Below are 19,121 nucleotides of genomic sequence, written 5' to 3' on the forward strand. Positions count from 1 at the left end.
GAATGAGTTGCTCTCCGATGCGGGGCGTCTGGTGCGGGCCGATCCCGAACGACTGCTGGAGGCGTTGGATCAGGCGCCTGGTTCGCGAGCCCGGCTCGTGGCATCGGTGTACCGGGCTTCGGCAGGCGTGCACCGGGACCTCGGCCCGGCACAGCGTCGGCAGGTGTTGGCGCTGGACGCGGCCCGGCTGGGTGACCGGGACCTGGCCGCGTGGCTCGCCGACGCCGACGTGCCCGGGGACCTCGGTGAGCAGTGGAAGGTGGACTGGGCGAGCGGCTCGCTGGTGGACCGCCGGCTCGTGCGGTCCCTCACCGGCCACGGCGGCCCGGTGATGGCGGTGGCGACGGCGGTGGTCGACGGCAGGCCGGTCGCCGTCACGGGTAGCCGGGACAAGACGCTGCGCTTCTGGGACCTGGCTACGGGCCGTCAGCTCCACGAGCCGGTGACCGGCCGCACCGATCCGGTGTCGTCGGTGACGGCGGAGGTCCTGGCCGTCGCGACGGCGATGGTGGACCGACGAGCGGTGGCGTTCACGCTGAACACCGACGGGACTGTGCTCCTCTTCGATCTGGCCACCGGCCGTGGGGTCGGCGAGTTCATCCGGGTGGTGGAGAGTCTGACGCTGGACGGCCGCCACGTCGTCCTCACTGTCGGGGCGGACCGCACGATGCATTCGTGGGACCTGGTCACCGGCAGTCGGCTCGGCGAGTTCGCATCCGTGACGGACATGGCGACCTTGGACGGGCGCCGTGTCGTTCTCACCTCCGAGGCGGACAGGGCACTACGGGCCTGGGATGTGGTCACCCGCCGTGAGGTCGGCGAGTCCCTGCGCGTGCTGAGAGCCGTATCGCTCCATGGTCGCTCCCTCGCCCTCACCATGGGAGAAGGACAGGTGCCTCGCCTGTGGGACCTGGTCACCGGTCAGCCGGCCGGCTCTTCCCCGACCGACTCGGTCGACCTGCCGCAGGAGGGCGACGAGGACCTGGCGCACGTGCTCGCGGTGACCGTGGTGAACGAACGAGTCATCGCCGCCACCGTCGACACCGGAGAGGCGACGCTCCTCACGGAATTGACGACCGGCCGCAGGATCGGCACGCCCGTACGGGGGCGGGAGACTGCGGTGCTGGACGGACGTCCCGTCGCTCTCTCGGCCGGAGCCGACCGCGGGCTGCAGATCTGGGACCTGGCAGCGAGCCGCCAGGAGGTCGACGGCATGCGCGTGGTGGAGACCGTCGTGCCGAGCCGGCAACTTGTCACCTTCGAGGTCGGCGAGGAAGCGGAAGAGCTGGTCTGGGAGTTGATCACCGGCTGTCGGGACAGCCGATCGCAGCTTGGCGGAACCGGGCGAGCCGATGCGAACGCCGCCACGGAGACTGCGGTGGTGGACGGGCAACCGGTCACCCTCACCGCCGAGGACGACGGGACGGTCCGCGTCCGGGCCACGACCACCGGACTGCCAGTGGGCGTACCGCTCACCGGTCACACCGACCGTGTCCGGGCGATCGCCACCGCGCGTGCCGATCGGCACACGCTCGCGGTCACCGCAGGCCTCGACCGGACGGTACGGGTGTGGGACGTGGCTGCCGGGCAGCAGGTCGGCGCGCCGCTCGCCGGCCACACCGGCCAGGTGTGGGACGTGGCCACCACCGTCTCGAACGGACGTCCGATCGCTGTCACCGTGGGCGCGGACCACATCGTCAGGACCTGGGATCTCACGGGCACCCATCGGATCGACCCGCCCGATTCCGGGTCCGGCGGCCCGGTGCTGGCGGTGGCCACGGCGGTGCTCGAAGGCCGGCCCGTCGCCATGACGGCAGACGCGGGCCACACCGTGCGGGCCTGGGACCTCGCCGACGGGCGGCAGGCCGTCGAGGCCCTCACCGGCGTCGAGGGCGAGGTGTCCGCCATGACCACCGCCGTGCTGGACGGGCGGCTCGTCGTCGTCACCGCAGGTCCGGACGCCGGCATCCAGGTCCGGTCGGTGGCGGACGGCCGACAGGTCTGTGATCGCCGACTCACCCACCACGGCAGGGTGCTGGCCATGGCAACCTCCGAACTGGACGGTCGGCCCGTCGCCGTCACGGCCGGCTCCGACCGGACCGTGGGCATCTGGGACCTCGCCACCGGCCGGCCGATCGGCGAGCCGATGTCCGGTCACTCCAGCAGAATCCTGGCCGTGGCCACCACGGTTCTGGCGCAGCGGCCCGTCGCGGTCACGGGAAGCTGGGACAAGACGCTGCGCGTGTGGGACCTCGCCACCGGGCAGCAGATCGGCGAACCTCTGACCGGGCATACCGACTGGGTGACCTCGGTCGCCACCACCGTGCTGGACGGGCAGCCCGCCGCGGTCACCAGAAGCCGCGACAACACCGTGCGGCTGTGGGACCTCGGCACCGGGCGGCAGGTCGGCGGCGCCCCGGCCGACCACGCCGGAGCAGGCCGGGCCATGGCCGTCATCACCGCCTCGGGACGGCCGCTGGCGGCCATCGGCCAGGACAGGACGGTGCAGCTGTGGGACCTCGTCACCGGCCGCGAAGCGGCGGCCGCATATGTGCTCCCGCTCCCGGTAACGGCGCTCGCGAGCACGCCGAGTGGAGCGCTGATCGTCGCGTTCGGACCGGAGGTCGCGGTGCTCAGCCCACGCTGAGACGTCTCCTGGTCCGCCCCGATCCCCCGTCACCTCACCTGTCCACGACGACCGCCCCTCCCGGAGGAACCACCGTGCCCGGTCTTCCCGTTCGCCCCGCCGGCCCGCAGGACGCCGACGAGCTGCTGCGGTTGCGCGTCGCCGTCCTCGACGGTGCCCACCTCACCGACGAGTGGCGCTCCACCTTCCGCGACGACATGCGCGCCCGCCTCGGCACCGACCCGCACCTGCTCGCCTACGTCGTCCCCGCCGACGCGGGCGCGCTCGCCTCGTGCGCCATCGGCATCGTCTACCGCGGCTACCTCGGGCCCACCCACCCCACCGGCCTGTGGGGCCGCATCCACACCGTGGCCACCGACCCCGCCCACCGGCGCCGCGGCCACGCCCGCGCCGTCACCACCGCCCTGCTCGACGCCCTCCAGGCCGCCGGATGCGGCTCGATCGAGCTGCGCGCCACCGAAGCCGGCGCACCGCTCTACCACTCCCTCGGCTTCGCACCGCTCGACGGCTACATGGCCCTGCGCCCCGGCCCGGACGGCCGCCTGCGGTGAGCGGATTCGACCTCGCGACCTCCACCGGGCAGACCCGCGACGGGCCGTGCCTCGGCTGCTCGATGCCCGCCGCCACGCCCCCGGCGGTGCCGGCCCACCGGCGCCTCGCGTGCCGGAGCGGGAGGGGCGCCCGGGCCGGCGCCTATCATCCCGGTGACTCTCCGAATCCATGAGGCTCCTGGAGCGGGCGATGGCTGCGTTCGGGACCGGCACCGTGAGCGGCCCCGGTGCCCGGCTGTACGTCGAGGTCCGTGGCACCGGGCGCGCCGGGCCGCTGGTGCTGCTGGTTCCCGGCGCGGCCTCGGATGCGACCGTGTTCGAGGCGTTGGCCGAGCAGTTGGCCGTGCGCCACCGGGTCGTCAGCTACGACCCGCGCGGTGTGTCCCGCAGTCCGCTGGACGGTCCGCCGGTCGAGCGCTCGACAACGCGACGGTGCCGCCCGGGTCCGCGCGGCGTCACATCCGGGAACGCAGCACGTCGACCTCGCAGCCCGGCGCGAAGGGGTCGAAGCCGTGCTCGGCCAGCCAGCGGACCGCCAGCAGGCTGCGCAGTGACCACCACGCGTGGAGCACGTCGAGGTCGACGTCGGCGCCGTAGCCGGCGAGGACGTCGTCGAGGTGCTCCTCGTGTCCGAGCGTGAAGGTGGCGAGGTCGTACAGGGCGTCGCCCTGGCCCGCCTCGGACCAGTCGATGATGCCCGTGACCTCGTCGCCGTCGAGGAAGACGTGCGCGATCTGCAGGTCGCCGTGCGTGAAGGCCGGGGTCCACGGCCGGAGCGCGGCCTCGGCGACCTGGCGGTTGCGGGCGACCAGGTCGGCGGGCAGGACACCGTTCGTCACGAGCAGCGCGCACTCGTCGTCGAGTTCCGCCACCAGCGCGGCGATGGTCCGGCCCGCCCGTCCCGGGCGGGGCGGCAGTGGCGCGTCGTGCAGCGTCCGGATGGCGGCGCCCGCCGCGGCCCACGCGGCCGGCGACCCCGTCGACGGCCCGCCGAGGCGCCCGAGCGTCGCCCCCGGGAGCGCGGCCAGCGCGAGCACGGGCGGCTCGCGCCACAGGATCTCCGCGGTCGGGACGGGCGCGAGGGCCATCGCCTCGACCTCTGCGTCCATGCGCGCCTGGTCGGCGTCCACCTTCAGGAACACGTCGCCGACGCGCAGGGTCGCACGCTCGGAATGGGCGACGACGACTTCGACCTCATCCATGGCCGACCAGTATCCCGGGGGCGACCGTCCGCGTCACCGGGTTTTCCGCAGCGGTGGCCGCCGTCAGATGTCGATCATGGTCAGGCCCGGGATGGACGCCGGACCAGCGGTAGCGGCGGCAGTGCAGGTGCCAGTACGCGAAGGCGGTCATGTACCGGCCGAGATGCGGCCGTTGGTCGTCGGTGGCGCGGTCCAGGACGCGCCGGTAGGCGGCCAGGCCACTGTCGAAGCTCTGCCGGTAGGCCTCAGCCCGTCGAACAGGCGACACTGACTGATACGGCTTCATATCACGGCAGGATGCGGCAGATTGGCACCACGATCGATGCGGTCAACCAACATGCCGAGGGGCCCGATGAGGCGGTTGAACCCTCGCGGTCGGCGGGGCCACCACCGGCACCCCTCCCCAGCTCGACTTCGCCGTCGCCCGCTATCTCGGCTGACCCGCCCTCCGGGCCCGACGGCACGACCCCGAACCGCCGGTTCCAAGCCCTCGGCCGGCTCCGCTCGGCTTTGTAGCCACCCCGTGGCCCGGCCCGTACTCGCCGCACCTGACGACGGGCGGCGCCAGCGGGTCGGGACGCGCGTGGCGACGAACACGGATCGATGCCCACCAGACCTACACCGGCGGGAACGGGGTGAACGGCTCCCGGCAGGACGCCGACGACCCGCTCTTCCTGCGCACCCTCCCACCGACCGGACAGACCCACTGACACACGGGGCCGTGTGGGCTCGGGGCCCAGGCCGGACCCCGAGCCGCACCCGGTCTTCGGCTCTGTCCCGTCACCGGTGGTGACGGGCTGTGGCCTCAGGCGAGGAGGTGGTGGCAGCGGGCGACGCAGGGCTTCGCAGCGCGGCGGACATCCTGGCCTTCGTATGAACAGCCGTGGGCCGTGGACACGCTGCGCACCGCCGGGAGGGCTGCGGCTGGCGCCAGACCGGGGCGACGGGTGCCGGGTTCAGCCGGTGGTGCTTCGCCGACTGCGACGGAAGGCGACGACACCGCCCGCGAGCACCAGGGCCAGGCTGGAACCGCCGACGAGCGCCGGTGTCGAGGACGAGGCCGGCGCCACCTTCCCGGCGACCCCGTAGCCGCTGGACATGCCGGTGGTGTCGTACGTCGAGCCGGGCAGCTTGTCGGCGTAGCGGGCCTTGACCAGCTTCTGGTAGTCGGCGAGCGAGACCGAGGCCTGACCGTTCAGGCCCTGCCGCGCCTGATCGTTGAGCGGCTCGACCGTGGTGAGGCTCAGCTGGTACCAGCCGCGGATCTGCGGCTCGCTGAACACCAGGGTCCCCGCCGTGGCCTTGCCGGCGTACGCGGCGTCGCTGTCGCCGTCGCGCAAGGCGGCCAGGTGCCAGCCGCCGCCCTGGGTGGGGGCGAGCATGACAGTGGCGTTGCGCCCGTTGACCGGGGCGTTCAGTGCGGAGACCAGGTTGCTCAGTTTGATCGCCTCGGAGGGGACCGGCAGAGCCGTCCCCGCGACGAAGCCGGGGGTGATCTCGTTCAGGGCCAGGGGGTCGTTGACGGTGAACGCCGGGATGCCCTCGCACGGATCCGCCTTGTCGGGGATCGGCTGCGACGTCCCCGCCCCGTTCCCCTGCGGCACCGGAACGCTGAGGAAGCGGCAGACGGCGTTGTGGACGTCGGCCGACTTCACCAGGTCGAGGGCGGCCTGGTAGTCCGGGATGTCCGCCGGGATCGAGTCCGTGGCCGGGGCCGCGTGGACGGGCCCGGCGAGGGCCAGCAGCGCGGACGCGCCCACGACCAGGACGGTGGTCAGACGGGAGGGGCGGGAGATCGCCCGCCCGCCGGCCGTTCTTGTTGAGTGCATGCCGCCTGCCTTAACGGGAGATGCCGATCCGGGAGTGGGTCCACTTGAACGAGCTGTTGCTGACGTAGTCGCCGTAGTTCCACCACGTGTACGTGGTGGTGTCCGGCCACGGGTCGGCGACGGCGATGGTGTTCTTCGACGTGTCGAAGCCGTAGACCACGTTCATGTGGCCGCCGCCCGACATCCAGCCGATGCGGGCGGCGACCGGCCGAGAGGCCTTGACGTCGGTGTAGACCTGGTTGAACGTGGCCGCGCTGCTGAGACCCGTGCCGAGGTGGGTCATGCCGAGGCTGTTCCAACCCCTGGCCATGTCGTCGAGCGTCGCCGGCTGGTTGTCGCATCCGTAATAGGGCTGGGCCCGATTGCAGAAGTCCGTCTGCGTGCTGCCGTAGCCCTGGAACTTGGCGATGGTCAGCCCGGAGGCGACCCAGCACCACTGGGATTTCTCCTGTTTGGCCATGTCGATGGTGTCGTACCCACTCTCGGCACGGGCCTGTCCTGCTGCGGCGGCGAGCAACGAGGAAGCCATCAGGGTGACGGCCGTCGTCGTGATCGCGAACGTGGATCTTCCCATCGTCCTGCCTTCCCGCGTAATGGCGATGAGTATCGGGGAATCTGGCAGGGCTACGACAGCACGAAATGACGCCGCCACAGATAGTAAGCGTAGGAACCTTGCTCGTAAGAGTGAACCGACGTGGGCCGCGAGCACTATCCGATCGGGAACGATCGCCACACCGGATCCTCCGACCGGGTGGCGTCCGGTCGGCGGAGGAATGGGACAACTGACGCAGCGTCACGGTGTTGCGCCGAGGGTGGACCAGTGGGCCCCCGAACGACGCCGCCCTGCCTGCGCCGCTGCTCCTACAAGGGCGGAATCCGATGGCCGGCCGGCCTCAACCGAGCCGTCCGGCGCGCGCTTCGCGGCCGGGGACGAGTGGAACCCGCTTTGCAGCCGCGTCACTTGGCCCACTTCTCTCACACGGATTTGACCTGGGAACGTGATCCACTGAGCCCGTACCGTGATCGCATTGGTGATCGACGGCCGGTTTCGCCGGCGGCGCCCGCGGCGGTCAGGGAGGCAGGCCGTACGGCCCGCCGATCACGGAGACGACGAACGAGAGGAACGCATGACCGTGCACGTCTTCCTCGCCGGTGGCACCGGCGTTGTCGGGCGGCTGCTGCTGCCCCTGTTGCGGGAGTCCGGCCACCGCGTGACGGCCACCTCCCGCACGGCCCGAGGGGTCGCCTGGTTGCGCGCCCAGGGCGCCGAAGCCGTCCGCTTGGACATGTTCGACCGTGCGGGTGTGCTGGACGCCGTATCCGCCGCGGCGCCGCAGGTGATCGTCCACCAGCTGACCGCGCTGGCCGACGCGAACCTCGCCGACAACGCCCGGATCCGCCGCGAGGGCACCCGCAACCTGGTCGACGCGGCGCAGCGGGCCGGTGTCGAGCGGATCGTCGCGCAGTCGATCAGCTGGGCGTACGAACCGGGCGAGGGCCCTGCCACCGAAGCCACCGCGCTGGACTCCGGCGCGCCCGAGCCCCGGGCCACCTCCGTGGACGGCGTGCTCGCCCTGGAGCGGGCGGTGGCCGAGCTGCCCGAGCACGTGATCCTGCGGTACGGCATGTTCCACGGGCCCGGCACCTGGTACGAGCCGGGCGGCTCGATCGCCGGGCGGCTGCGGCGCGGCGAACTCGCGGCGGACGGCTCGGTGACCTCGTTCCTGCACGTCGCGGACGCGGCCAGGGCCGCGCTCGCCGCCCTGGACTGGCCGACCGGCGCGGTCAACGTGGTGGACGACGAACCGGCTCCGGCCCACGACTGGATGCCCGTACTGGCCCGCGCACTGGGCGTACCGGCACCCGAGCCGAGCCACGGACGACCGGGCTGGGCCCGCGGCGCGGACAACACCATCGCCGCGACGGTCTACGGGTGGCAGCCGCGCGAGGGTTCGTGGCGCGACTGCTTCGAGCGCATGGCGGCGGACCGGCCCGCCGCACCGGTCACCGCCCACGCCGGAGCCCCCCGGTAGACGAACGCGGGCCGTCGACGCGTGGCCACATGCTGCCGTCACCCTCTCCCGGAGTGCCGGGTCGCTGCCGCCACCGCCGCGGCGAAGCGCCCCGGCGCGGCCGGATCGTCCTGCAGGAACAGGTTCGGCTCGATGAGTTCCAGCTCCATGACCACCGGTTCCCCGGCGTTGTCCAGGACCAGGTCCACCCGGGCGAACAGCGGTGCGGCCGTCGACGGCACCGCCGACAGCGCCGCCGTGGCCGTACGGATCTCCGTCCCGGTCGGCCGGTACGGCGCGACGCCGAGGTGCGGCTCACGGTCGTCGTCGATCACGCCGGGCTCGGTCAGCAGGGGGTCCTTGCGGATCGCGTGGCTGAAGGCGCCGCCGAGGAAGACCAGCGCACGCTCTCCGTCCACCACCCGGGGCAGGTACGGCTGGACCATCACGCTGCGGCCCTGCTCCAGCAGCGTCCTGGCGTGCCGGGCGGCGTCCTCGGGCCGGCCGGGCTCGTAGCGCGCGGTGTCCACCGCGCCCGCGGACACGGCCGGCTTGACCACCACGCCGTCCGCCCCGGCGAAGTCGGCCGCGGTGAGCCGGGCGCCGGGTTCGAGGAACCGGGTCGGCACGACGGCGGCGCCGTGCCGGGTGAGTTCGCGCAGGTAGTGCTTGTCGCTGTTCCAGCGGACCACGGGAGCGGGGTTCCACAGCCGGGTGGCGCCCGCGGTGGTGTCGGCCCAGGCCAGGAACTCGTCGATGCGTTCCACGTAGTCCCAGGTCGACCGGATGACCGCCAGGTCGAACTGCTCCCAGGGCACCGCCGGCGTGTGCCACACCACCGGCTCCGCGGACAGGCCCTCGGCGCGCAGGGCGTCGACGATCAGCGGAAGGTCGTCGTCGTACTCGACACCCGCGGCACTGGTCACCACGGCGATCCTGGCACCGCTCATGCAGCTCTCCCACCGACGCCTCGGCCGCTCCCGGAACGGGCGCGGCCTCCGACCTGCCGGGGCACGCCCGCGCCCGGCGCGGTCACCGGAACACGGCGCCTACGGGGCTTCCCCTTCCGCGCCAGTCTGCCGCAGGGCCCATCCGGCCGTCGCGCCCACCGTGACCGCGGCCGCGCCGCAGAGCGCCCAGTTCACGAGCAGCGGCGGGTACGTGAGCACCACCACCGCGTCGAGACCGGCGGCGACGGCGAGCCCCGCGGCCACGGGGAGGTGGAGGCCGGGACGGAACCGGCGCAGGGTCGCGAGCCGCCGTCCCGCCTGCCCGCCCGCCCAGGCCAGGGTGCCGCAGGCGCAGAGACCCCCGACCAGGAGCAGGACGCCGAACGTGTTCGAGAAGACGCCGACACCCGAGCTGGCCTCGATCGGGGGGCGGGCGCCGAGATCGGGCCGGGTCGGCGCGTAGAAGGCGTCGGTCCGGTCGCCGACCGCGGGTTGGCCCTGGATGGTGACGTCCCGCAGGGTCACCGGGCGGGCGCCGCCGACGAAGGGCACGTCGACCTCGACGTCCGCCGCGTACGCCCGGACCTCGCCGCGCACGACGTTCTTCGGGCTGGGGGTGCCGAGCACCCGGAGGACCGTCACCTCGTGCGTGCGGCCGCCGGCCTCGCGGACCTGCTCCGCCCAGCGGGCGGATTCGCCCCACGGTCCGACGCCGGGCACGAGCGCGGCCGTCCCGACCAGCGCCGCCGCCAGGCCGAGGGCGGCTCCGAACGGCCGTCCGGCGCCCCGCCGGGTCGGGCGGACCGTGCGTCGCGTGGCCAGTGCGGCGGCCACCCATAGGAGCGCGCAGAGCGCCGCCACGAGGACGGGCCGGAGGCGTTCCGCGATGGTCGGCCCGGGCGAGAAGGCGCCCAGTTCCAGGTAGCCGGCCGCGATCGTGCCGGCGAGCGCCAGCCAGCCGGTCAGTCTCGTCCAGATCCACACCACGGCGTGACCCCCCGTCACCGCACGGCGGCCGTGCGGCCGCTCCCCCTGGCCCCTCGCGGGCCGGGACGGAGACTACCGGATGGTGATCTTGCCGCCCGGGACGGTGCGCAGCCCGGTGACGACGAACCGGTCGACCCCGGGCGAGTGCTCCGGAGGGAGGGGGGGAATTCACCACGGCCAATGCCGTGGAAGGAAAGAGGTGGAGATAGGATTCGAACCCATGTAAACGGCCCTGCAAGCCGCTGCCTCACCGCTCGGCCACTCCACCGTGGGCGACGCCGGGAACGCTACACGGGAACGGGAACGAACCTTTGTGACCCGCAGTCACTTCACCCGGAAGGCGCACATCCGTCCCCGGCCCGCCCCGCCCGCCGCCTGCCGCGGGCCGTCTGCGCCGCCACCGGGCATCTCGCCCTCGACGAGCTCACGACCAGCCCCCCGGAGCAGCCGCTCGGGGGCGGCCGTGACGTCGGCTCAAGTGACCGACAGCCGCCATCAGTTCGTCGTTTCCATGAACGGCGGCGCTCCGCGAGTGGAACGATCAGGGACATGACCGAACCTGCGAACACGGCGGACGACTTCGACGTCGTCATCAGCGGAGCCAGCCTCGCCGGGAGCGCCGCGGCGATCCTGCTCGCCCGGCGCGGTGCCCGCGTCGCCCTGCTGGAGCGCCGCTCGGACCCCGATGCCTACCGGGTGCTCTGCACCCACAGCGTCCACGCCTCCGCCTACTCGGTGCTGGACGACCTCGGCCTGCTGCCCGCCCTGGAGAAGGCGGGCGCCGTCCGCAACACCTCCCGCTGGTACATCCGTTGGGGCTGGATCGAGCCGACCGACGTGCTGACCGCGCCCGGGCTGCCGAGCGGGTACAACATCCGGCGCAGCGTCCTCGACCCGATGATCAGGTCCCGGGCGGCGCAGACCCCCGGCGTCGAGCTGCTGCTGGGCCACCAGGTGACCGGGCTGGTCCGGGAGGCCGGGCGGACCGTGGGGGTGCGGGTGTCGACGCGGCAGGGCGCGCGGGAGATCCGGGCCCGCCTGGTGGTCGGCGCCGATGGCCCGGACTCGGCCGTGGCGAAGTTCGCCGACGTGCCCGCGCAGCTGCACGAGAACGCCCGGTTCGGCTACCTCGCGTACTACCGCAATCTGACGCTGCCCGACGGCATGACGCGCGTCTGGTTCCTCGAACCCGACATGGCGTACGCGTTCCCCAACGACGACGGGGTGACGGTCGTCGCGGTGCTCCCGCACAAGAGGCGGCTGCCGGGCTTCCGGGCGGATCTGGAGGGCAGCTTCGAGGCGTTCGTCCGCGCCCTGCCCGGGGCGCCGGACATCGACTCCGCCGAACGCATATCGAAGATCATCGGCACGCTCGACTACCCGCTGCGCAGCCGCGCGGCGATCGCGCCGGGCATCGCCTTCGTCGGCGACGCCGCCCTGACCGGCGACCCGGTGTGGGGATCGGGCTGCGGGTGGGCGCTGCAGTCCGCGCAGTGGCTGGCGGACGCGGTCGCCCCGGCCGTGACCGGTCGGGGCGACCTCGACGTGGCGCTCGCGGCGTACGCGCAGACCCATCGGGAGCGGATGCGCCGCCAGAAGGCGCGGCACATCGGCTTCGCCACGGGCCGCCCGTTGAAGCCCCTGGAGCGGCTGATGTTCGCGGCGGCGGCCCGCGACGAGTCGATGGCGCGGCACATGCACCGCTTCCAGACCCGGGCGATCACTCGGCTGCGCTTCCTGAGCCCGGTGGCGCTGGCCCGGGCTGCGGCCGTCAACCTCCGGGCCGGCGGGCCGGCCCTGCCGCACGCGCGCCCGCGCCGGGCGAGGTTCTGACGGCCGTCGGAGCCGGATCAGGCCCGGGGGCCCGGCCCCGGGCGCTGAGGCGGCGCAGGCGGGCGAAGCGGCCGATGGTGAGGAGTTCGTCTCGCACGCCCTCGTGCTGGACCCTCCCCGGGGGGAGGGTCCAGCGGCGGGTCCCGCCCCAGTGGGACCCTCGGTGGGACGGACCCGGAACGGACCCCACCGTCCGTACCGCGCCCGGGGATTGACGGCTATCGGCGCAGCGGGCCCTCACAGGTGTAGTCGGCGGTGCCGGCCTTGCCGCCGGTCCAGACCTCGACCTTGCCGAAGGTGCAGTTCATGTCGTTGAGGTTGTTGGCCCCGGCGACGCCCTTGGTGCGGGTCAGGATGAAGTAGTCCACGGTGTCGGACATGTCCTTGAAGACCTTGTCCGGGTTGGCGGCGTCGGAGAGGTTGGCGGTGACCTGGCCGGTGCAGATGAAGCGCATCGGCTTGTTGGCCCAGTCGCCGTTGTCCTTGCAGTTCGGCGTGGCGCCGGTGGCCTTGGCGAACGCGCTCCGGACGTCGGAGGCCCAGGCGAGGTCCAGCGAGCCGTTGGCGATGTACGAGGTCGACGGGACGTACAGCTTGTCGACGTTCTTGATCTGGGCGTCGAGGAATGCGTAGTACTCGCCCTGCAGGGCGGTGTCGGCGCCCATCCGGGCGCGCCAGGCGTCGAAGCCGGCCGGGTCGTCGGCGCGCTGGTAGCCGTACATCTCGCGCAGCAGCGAGGGGTGCTGCTGCCAGAGGAACTCGAAGAAGGTGCCGGCGTAGTTGTAGAAGTGGAACGCCGGGGTGTCGGTGTAACGGCTGTGCAGGATCTGGGCGATGGTCATCCGGGGGATGCCGGACGCCTCGTCCGAGGCGAGCTTGCGGACCAGCGACTTGCGCACCAGGATGCCCTGGTCGCGGGTGGAGCCGTCGAAGAACTCGGCCGTGCCCTCGTCCATCGCGGTGGTCTTGTCGTCGGCGTACCAGCGCGGGTCGCCGAAGTAACCGGGCACCGCCCAGCGGCCGTTGAGGTAGTGCACGTACTCGTGGCGGAAGAGCTCTTCGAGAGTGAGCGTGGAGTCCTGCGGGACGCGCCGCTGGTAGGTGTAGAAGGTGGAGCCGCGCTCGATGTAGATGCCGCCGTTGTTGGTGTTGTAGCCGGTGAGGATCGGGTGGTAGACCTCGTAGTCGGCGCGCGAGGCGTACAGGTGGATGTGCAGGGTGGAGTTGACGTCGCCGGCCAGCGGCTGGTCGGTGCCGAGGACGCGGAAGTACTGGCTCTTCACCTGCTTGCTGGCGTAGTACATCTGGTCGACGGTCGGCTTGTCGAGGGCGGTGTGGACCTCGATGGCGCCGTTGTCGTAGGTGTAGGTGTTGGGGAAGAGCCGGGCCTCCAGGTCGGAGATGCACACGCCGTACTGCTTGCAGACGCCGTAGGTGTTGGCCCAGCCGATGGCCTTGGCCCACGGGTCGGACCACTCACCGAACGCGGCCTTGGTGGCGCCGATCAGCGGGCCGAGGTCGGCCACGGTGGCGTCGTGCAGGGCCGGGATCTGGCCGAAGCGGCCGGCCTCGCCGACCGCGTCGCGGGCGGCCCAGGCGTTCTTGGTGCCCTTGAGGTGGCCCCAGGAGGCGTACGCGCGGAAGGCGGCGCGGTAGTCGGCGTCGGCGGAGACGGCGGAGAGGAAGGCCGGGTCCTGGTTGTAGATGCCGAGGTAGTTGAGGTTGAGCGCCTGCAGGACGGCGGTGCCCCAGTGGGTGTTGTCGGCGAGCGCGGTACCGGGGGCGAGGGTGGCGAGCAGGCGCTTGGCCAGGCCGAGGTTGTGCTGGCGCAGGCCGTCCGCGCCGGCCGTGATGGCGGTCTCGCGCAGGATGTCGGCGGCCAGGTCGGTGCCGTCGAAGGCGTGCGCGCTGCCCGCGTACGTCGTGACGGCCTGCTGGATCGCGGCCAGGGTGGCCGGATCGCCGATGTTCAACTCGTGGTGGCCGAAGGCGTGGTAGACGGTGGCGTGCAGGTACGTCCACAGCTCGTAGAGGCGCGAGGCGCCGGTGCCGTCGTCGGTGGCGGACAGCTGGGTGATCTTGTTGGCGACGGCCTGGACGTGGGCGTTGTCCAGGGTGGTGGTGAAGCGGGCGTCCCAGGTCCAGACGAACGTGCGCAGGCAGCCGTCCGCGGTGACGGCCGGGTCGGTGAGGAAGGTGACCAGCTGGTCGGGGGTCAGGCCGGTGAAGCCGTCGACGGTGCAGGGCACCCCGGCGCGGGTGCTCGGCGCGGTGCTGCCGGGGGTGGCGGTGAGCTGGTCGGCGGTGGGGGCGGGCGCGCCGACGTGGTCGGGCAGCAGGCCGGGGACCAGGGTGCTGCCGAGCGAGCCGCCGCCGGGGGCCGGGGCGGGGGCGCCGGGCTTGGCGGCGGCGGCACCGAGGTGGTCGGCGTCGTCGTAGGCGGTGCGCTGGTCGGGGTCGCCCTTGGGTGCCGTGGCCTGCGCGGGCGCGGCCTGGGGGCTCTGCGAGGTGGCGGCGGCCGCGGTGACGGCCTGGGCGCTCTGCAGGGCGGGCAGTGTGAGGGTGGCTGCCATCGCGGCGGCGAGCACGACTCGCCTGGCGACACGGGGAGTTGACACCGGTTCTCCTGGATGGGGAAGTGACAGGGCGGTGCGACGCGGCAGTGCGGTGGATTTTCGGCCGCAGGGCTGCCGGGGATCGAGGCGGTCGGGTTGTGGGGCCCTGATCATCGAGTGATGCATAACATAGCAATGTGAAATTGCACCTGCCAAGAGGGTGAACGCCCTTGATCCCGGCTCCCCGCCGCCCGGAGTCAACGCTCCGTCAAGGAGTCGGGAAGGACGTGTCAAGGTCGCGGGCCCGCACGGCCCTCGCGGCGCGTCGTCCGCGCCGACCGGCTAGCCTGGACGACTTCCCCGCCCGAGACCCCCCGAGGAGCACAGCACCGTGTCCGACAGCTTCGCGCACCTGCACGTCCACACCGAGTACTCGATGCTGGACGGCGCCGCGAAGAACGGCAAGCTGTTCGCCGAGGCGGAGAGACAGGGCATGCCCGCCATCGCGATGAGCGACCACGGCAACATGTTCGGCGCGTACGAGTTCTTCCACGCCGCCGCGAAGACCGGGGTGAAGCCGATCATCGGCATCGAGGCGTACGTCGCACCCGGGTCCCGGTTCCACAAGAAGCAGGTGTTCTGGTCGCCGGGCGGGCAGCGCCCGGCCAGCAGCGACGGCGAGGGCGGCAAGGACGTCTCGGGTGGCGGCCGCTACACCCACATGACCATGTGGGCGCAGAACGCCACGGGCCTGCGGAACCTGTTCAAGCTCTCCTCGCTGGCGTCGATGGAGGGCTACTACATGAAGCCCCGGATGGACCGCGAGCTGATCGCGGCCAACGCGGGCGGCATCATCGCCACCACCGGCTGCCCCTCCGGCGAGGTGCAGACCCGGCTGCGGCTCGGCCAGTACGACGAGGCCGTCAAGGCGGCCGGCGCCTACCAGGACATCTTCGGCAAGGAGAACTACTTCCTGGAGCTGATGGACCACGGCCTGTCCATCGAGCAGGACGTCCGCGAGGACCTGCTGCGCCTCGCCAAGCAGCTGAACATCCCGCTGCTGGCCACCAACGACTCGCACTACGTCACCGCCGACCAGGCCGACGCCCACGACAGCCTGCTCTGCGTCGGCGTGGGCAAGAACAAGGACGACCCGAACCGGTTCAAGTTCCAGGGCACCGGCTACTACGTGAAGACCGCGGAGGAGATGCGCGAGCTCTTCCGCGAGCTGCCGGAGGCCTGCGACAACACGCTCGCGATCGCCGAGCGGGTCGAGTCGTACGAGGAGGTCTTCACCTACGTCGACCGGATGCCGCAGTTCGACGTGCCCGAGGGCGAGACCCAGGCCTCGTTCCTGCGCAAGAAGATCGAGATCGGGCTCAAGCACCGGTACGGCGACAGCCCGAGCCAGGAGGTGCTGGACCGGATCGAGCTGGAGATGGGCGTGATCACCCCGATGGGGTTCGACGCCTACTTCCTCGTGGTCGCCGACATCTGCCAGTACGGCCGGGACAACGGCATCCCGGTCGGCCCCGGCCGCGGCTCGGCGGCCGGCTCGATGGTCGCCTACCTGACCGGCATCACCCAGCTGGACCCGCTGGAGCACGACCTCCTCTTCGAGCGCTTCCTCAACCCCGAGCGCATCAACCCCCCGGACGTCGACATCGACTTCGACGACCGCCAGCGCGACCAGATGGTGCGCTACGTCACCGACAAGTACGGCGCCGCCTACACGGCCCAGGTGAACACCTTCGGCACGATCAAGGCCAAGGCCGCCGTCAAGGACGCCAACCGCATCCTCGGCTACCCGTTCTCCATGGGCGACCGGATCACCAAGGCGATGCCGCCGGACGTCATGGGCAAGGGCGTGCCGCTGGCCGACCTCTTCGACGAGAAGCACGCCCGGTACAACGAGGGCACCGAGATCCGGGCGCTGTACCAGAACGAGCCGGACGTCAAGAAGATCATCGACACCGGCCGGGGCATCGAGGGCCTCATCCGCGGCACCGGCGTGCACGCCGCGGCCGTCATCCTCTCCTCCACCCCGCTGCTCGACCTGATCCCGCTGCACATGCGGGACAAGGACGGCGTGATCATCACCGGCTTCGACTACCCGTCATGCGAAGCCATGGGCCTGATCAAGATGGACTTCCTGGGTCTGCGGAACCTGGGCATCATCGACCACTGCATCAAGATCGTGAAGGCCAACCGGGGCGTCGACGTCGACATCGAGAAGATCCCGATCGACGACCCCACCACCTACCAGCTGCTCGCCCGCGGCGACACCCTGGGCGTGTTCCAGCTCGACGGCGGCCCCATGCGCGCCCTGCTCAAGCTGATGAAGCCCACCGAGTTCGCCGACATCTCCGCCGTCTCCGCGCTCTACCGGCCCGGCCCGATGGGCATGAACTCGCACACCAACTACGCCCTGCGCAAGAACGCCCAGCAGGAGATCATCCCGATCCACCCCGAGCTGGAGGAGCCGCTCAAGGACGTCCTCGGCCCCACCTACGGCCTGATCGTCTACCAGGAGCAGGTGCAGCGAGCCGCCCAGGTGCTGGCCGGCTACTCGCTCGGACAGGCCGACCTGCTGCGCCGCGCGATGGGCAAGAAGAAGAAGGAGGTGCTGGAGAAGGAGTTCGTGCCCTTCCACGCGGGCTGCAAGGAGCGCGGCTACTCCGACGAGGCCATCCAGGCCGTGTGGGACGTCCTCGTCCCCTTCGCCGGCTACGCGTTCAACAAGTCGCACTCCGCCGCGTACGGCCTGGTCTCGTACCAGACCGCCTACCTGAAGGCCAACTACCCGGCCGAGTACATGGCCGCGCTGCTCACCTCCGTCGCCGACGACAAGGACAAGATGGCGGTCTACCTGGCCGAGTGCCGGCAGATGGGCATCAAGATCCTCTCCCCCGACGTCAACGAGTCGGTGGTCGACTTCACCGCCGTCGGCAGCGACGTCCGCTTCGGCCTCAAGGCCGTCCGCAACGTCGGCGTGCCCGTGATCGAGTCCCTGGTGCGCACCCGCGACGAGAAGGGCAAGTACACCTCGTTCGCCGACTTCCTGGACAAGGTCGAGCTGGTGGTCTGCAACAAGCGCACCGTCGACTCCCTCGTCAAGGCGGGTGCCTTCGACTCGCTCGGCCACACCCGGCTCTCGCTCAGCACCGTCCACGAGAGCGCGATCGACGCCGTCACCGGGGTGAAGAAGCAGCAGGCCATCGGGCAGGACGACCTGTTCGCCGCCCTCGACGCCGGCGACGCCGGCGGCCCCGCCATCGGGCTCGACTTCCAGCTCACCGACAACGAGTGGCCCCGCCGCCAACTCCTCGCCCTGGAACGGGAGATGCTCGGCCTGTACGTCTCCAGCCACCCACTCGACGGCGCCGAGCACATCCTCTCCCAGAACCGCGACACCTCGATCGCCGAACTCCTCGGCTCCGGCCGCTCCGAGGGCGAGGTCCGCCTCTCCGGCCTGATCACCGGCGTCGACCGGCGCATCAACAAGGCCGGCAACGCCTGGGCGATCATCACCCTCGCCGACCGCGACGGCTCCGTCGAGGTGCTGTTCTTCCCCGCCACCTACAACCTGATGGCCGAGCAGATGGTCGAGGACAACGTCATCTCGGTCCGCGGCCGCCTCAACGAGCGCGACGGCTCGCTGAGCATCTTCGGCCAGGAGATCAGCACCCTCGACATCTCCTCCGCCGAACTCGGCACCAAGCCGCCCGTCCAGATCACCGTCCCGGCCTCCCGGATCACCCCCACCGTGGTCACCGAGCTCCGACTCGCCCTCCTGGCCCACCCCGGCGACGTCCCCGTCCGGCTGCTCACCACCAACTGGGACAAGAACACCCTCTACGAGCTCGGCTACCGGGTGAACCCCGACAACGGCCTCGCCTCGGACATCAAGACCCTGCTCGGCAACCGCGCCTGGGCGGGCGCCGCCGTCCGCACCTGAGCACGGTCTACCACCAGGGCCGAGGGGCGCCGACCCGCGCTCCTCGGCCCCGCGGCCCTCAGTCCCGCCGGTACTCCTCGGCCAGCAGCCCGAGCACGACCTCGTCCAGGAACTCCCCGCAGACCCAGGCCGACCGGCGCAGCGTGCCCTCGACGGTGAAGCCCGCCCCGGCCGCGGCCCGGAGCATCGGCGCGTTGTCCGCGAGCGTCTCCAGCTGCAGCCGGTGCAGCCCGAGCACCAGGAAGCCGTAGCGGCACAACACCCGGACGGTGTCCGCCGCGAGCCCGCGGCCCCGGTGGCCGGGGCGCAGCGACATGCCCAGGTGCGCGGTGCGGTTGTGGGCGTCGATGCCCCAGAGCAGCGCCTCGCCGGCCAGCTCCCCGGTGGCCGTCTCGACCACGGAGAAGCACGCGGCCTCGGCGGACGGCTCCGCGACCGCGTACGGCGAGTGCGCCGGCCCGGGCGGGACGGGCCGCCAGGGGCGGGAGTCGGCCCGCGCGCGGGTCGCGACGTCGTCGTACAACTCGGCCTGGAGGACGGGGACATCGGCCTCGTGCCGGGCCCGGAGGGTGATGCGAGCACCTTGCAACATGTCAC

The 19,121-nt window shown here is 72.0% G+C and carries 13 protein-coding genes and 1 tRNA gene; 5 read left to right on the plus strand and 9 right to left on the minus strand.

Going from position 1 to position 19,121, the window contains the following annotated elements:
* Positions 1-163: 163 nt before the first annotated feature.
* Together ACPC54_RS29645 and ACPC54_RS29650 are read left to right on the plus strand one after the other, a co-directional pair.
* On the plus strand, positions 164-2,647 hold the full coding sequence (locus ACPC54_RS29645; RefSeq protein WP_498969158.1) for a WD40 repeat domain-containing protein: 2,484 nt from the start codon (positions 164-166) through the stop codon (positions 2,645-2,647).
* Between the two features lie 74 nt (positions 2,648-2,721).
* A complete protein-coding gene (locus tag ACPC54_RS29650) occupies positions 2,722-3,198 on the plus strand; it encodes a GNAT family N-acetyltransferase (RefSeq protein ID WP_498969159.1) in 477 nt (158 codons plus the stop codon).
* Between the two features lie 455 nt (positions 3,199-3,653).
* On the opposite strand, the gene ACPC54_RS29655 is transcribed toward ACPC54_RS29650, so the two are convergent.
* The 4 genes from ACPC54_RS29655 to ACPC54_RS29670 form a co-directional block, all read right to left on the minus strand.
* Positions 3,654-4,400 (minus strand): phosphotransferase family protein, encoded by a 747-nt coding sequence (locus tag ACPC54_RS29655; protein WP_498969160.1) that lies wholly within the window; start codon positions 4,398-4,400, stop codon positions 3,654-3,656.
* Entirely contained in the window at positions 4,393-4,686 is a 294-nt protein-coding gene (locus ACPC54_RS29660) for a hypothetical protein (protein ID WP_498969162.1), read from the minus strand. The genes ACPC54_RS29655 and ACPC54_RS29660 overlap by 8 nt, the downstream gene beginning before the upstream one ends.
* A 670-nt stretch (positions 4,687-5,356) precedes the next feature.
* Positions 5,357-6,229, minus strand: coding sequence for a hypothetical protein (locus tag ACPC54_RS29665; protein WP_498969163.1), 873 nt, complete (start codon positions 6,227-6,229; stop codon positions 5,357-5,359).
* Positions 6,230-6,239: 10 nt separating this feature from the next.
* Positions 6,240-6,803: a papain-like cysteine protease family protein gene (locus ACPC54_RS29670; protein WP_498969165.1), complete on the minus strand. Its 564-nt coding sequence runs from the start codon at positions 6,801-6,803 to the stop codon at positions 6,240-6,242.
* 553 nt (positions 6,804-7,356) lie between these two features.
* Here ACPC54_RS29670 and ACPC54_RS29675 point away from each other — a divergent pair.
* Entirely contained in the window at positions 7,357-8,262 is a 906-nt protein-coding gene (locus ACPC54_RS29675; protein WP_498969167.1) for an NAD-dependent epimerase/dehydratase family protein, read from the plus strand.
* 38 nt (positions 8,263-8,300) lie between these two features.
* On the opposite strand, the gene ACPC54_RS29680 is transcribed toward ACPC54_RS29675, so the two are convergent.
* From ACPC54_RS29680 to ACPC54_RS29690, 3 genes are all read right to left on the minus strand, one after another.
* Positions 8,301-9,191: an ATP-grasp domain-containing protein gene (locus tag ACPC54_RS29680; RefSeq protein ID WP_498969168.1), complete on the minus strand. Its 891-nt coding sequence runs from the start codon at positions 9,189-9,191 to the stop codon at positions 8,301-8,303.
* 99 nt (positions 9,192-9,290) lie between these two features.
* The gene (locus ACPC54_RS29685; protein ID WP_498969169.1) at positions 9,291-10,178 is read right to left on the minus strand and encodes a hypothetical protein; all 888 of its coding nucleotides are present in this window, start codon (positions 10,176-10,178) and stop codon (positions 9,291-9,293) included.
* A 197-nt stretch (positions 10,179-10,375) separates the two neighbouring features.
* Positions 10,376-10,446: transfer RNA gene (locus ACPC54_RS29690), tRNA-Cys, on the minus strand.
* Between the two features lie 281 nt (positions 10,447-10,727).
* Between ACPC54_RS29690 and ACPC54_RS29695 the strand changes: the two genes are divergently transcribed.
* Entirely contained in the window at positions 10,728-12,011 is a 1,284-nt protein-coding gene (locus ACPC54_RS29695; protein ID WP_498969170.1) for an NAD(P)/FAD-dependent oxidoreductase, read from the plus strand.
* A gap of 218 nt (positions 12,012-12,229) precedes the next feature.
* On the opposite strand, the gene ACPC54_RS29700 is transcribed toward ACPC54_RS29695, so the two are convergent.
* Positions 12,230-14,629, minus strand: a complete 2,400-nt coding sequence (locus ACPC54_RS29700; protein ID WP_498969172.1) for a collagenase — start codon at positions 14,627-14,629, stop codon at positions 12,230-12,232.
* A gap of 328 nt (positions 14,630-14,957) precedes the next feature.
* Between ACPC54_RS29700 and dnaE the strand changes: the two genes are divergently transcribed.
* On the plus strand, positions 14,958-18,524 hold the full coding sequence (gene dnaE / locus ACPC54_RS29705) for a DNA polymerase III subunit alpha (protein ID WP_498969173.1): 3,567 nt from the start codon (positions 14,958-14,960) through the stop codon (positions 18,522-18,524).
* A 58-nt stretch (positions 18,525-18,582) separates the two neighbouring features.
* Here dnaE and ACPC54_RS29710 read toward each other — a convergent pair whose 3' ends face one another.
* Positions 18,583-19,116, minus strand: coding sequence for a GNAT family N-acetyltransferase (locus ACPC54_RS29710; RefSeq protein WP_498969174.1), 534 nt, complete (start codon positions 19,114-19,116; stop codon positions 18,583-18,585).
* Positions 19,117-19,121 lie beyond the last annotated feature (5 nt).

Origin of the sequence: Kitasatospora sp. NPDC094028 (assembly GCF_049543595.1) — a bacterium.
Taxonomy (GTDB): Bacteria; Actinomycetota; Actinomycetes; order Streptomycetales; family Streptomycetaceae; genus Kitasatospora.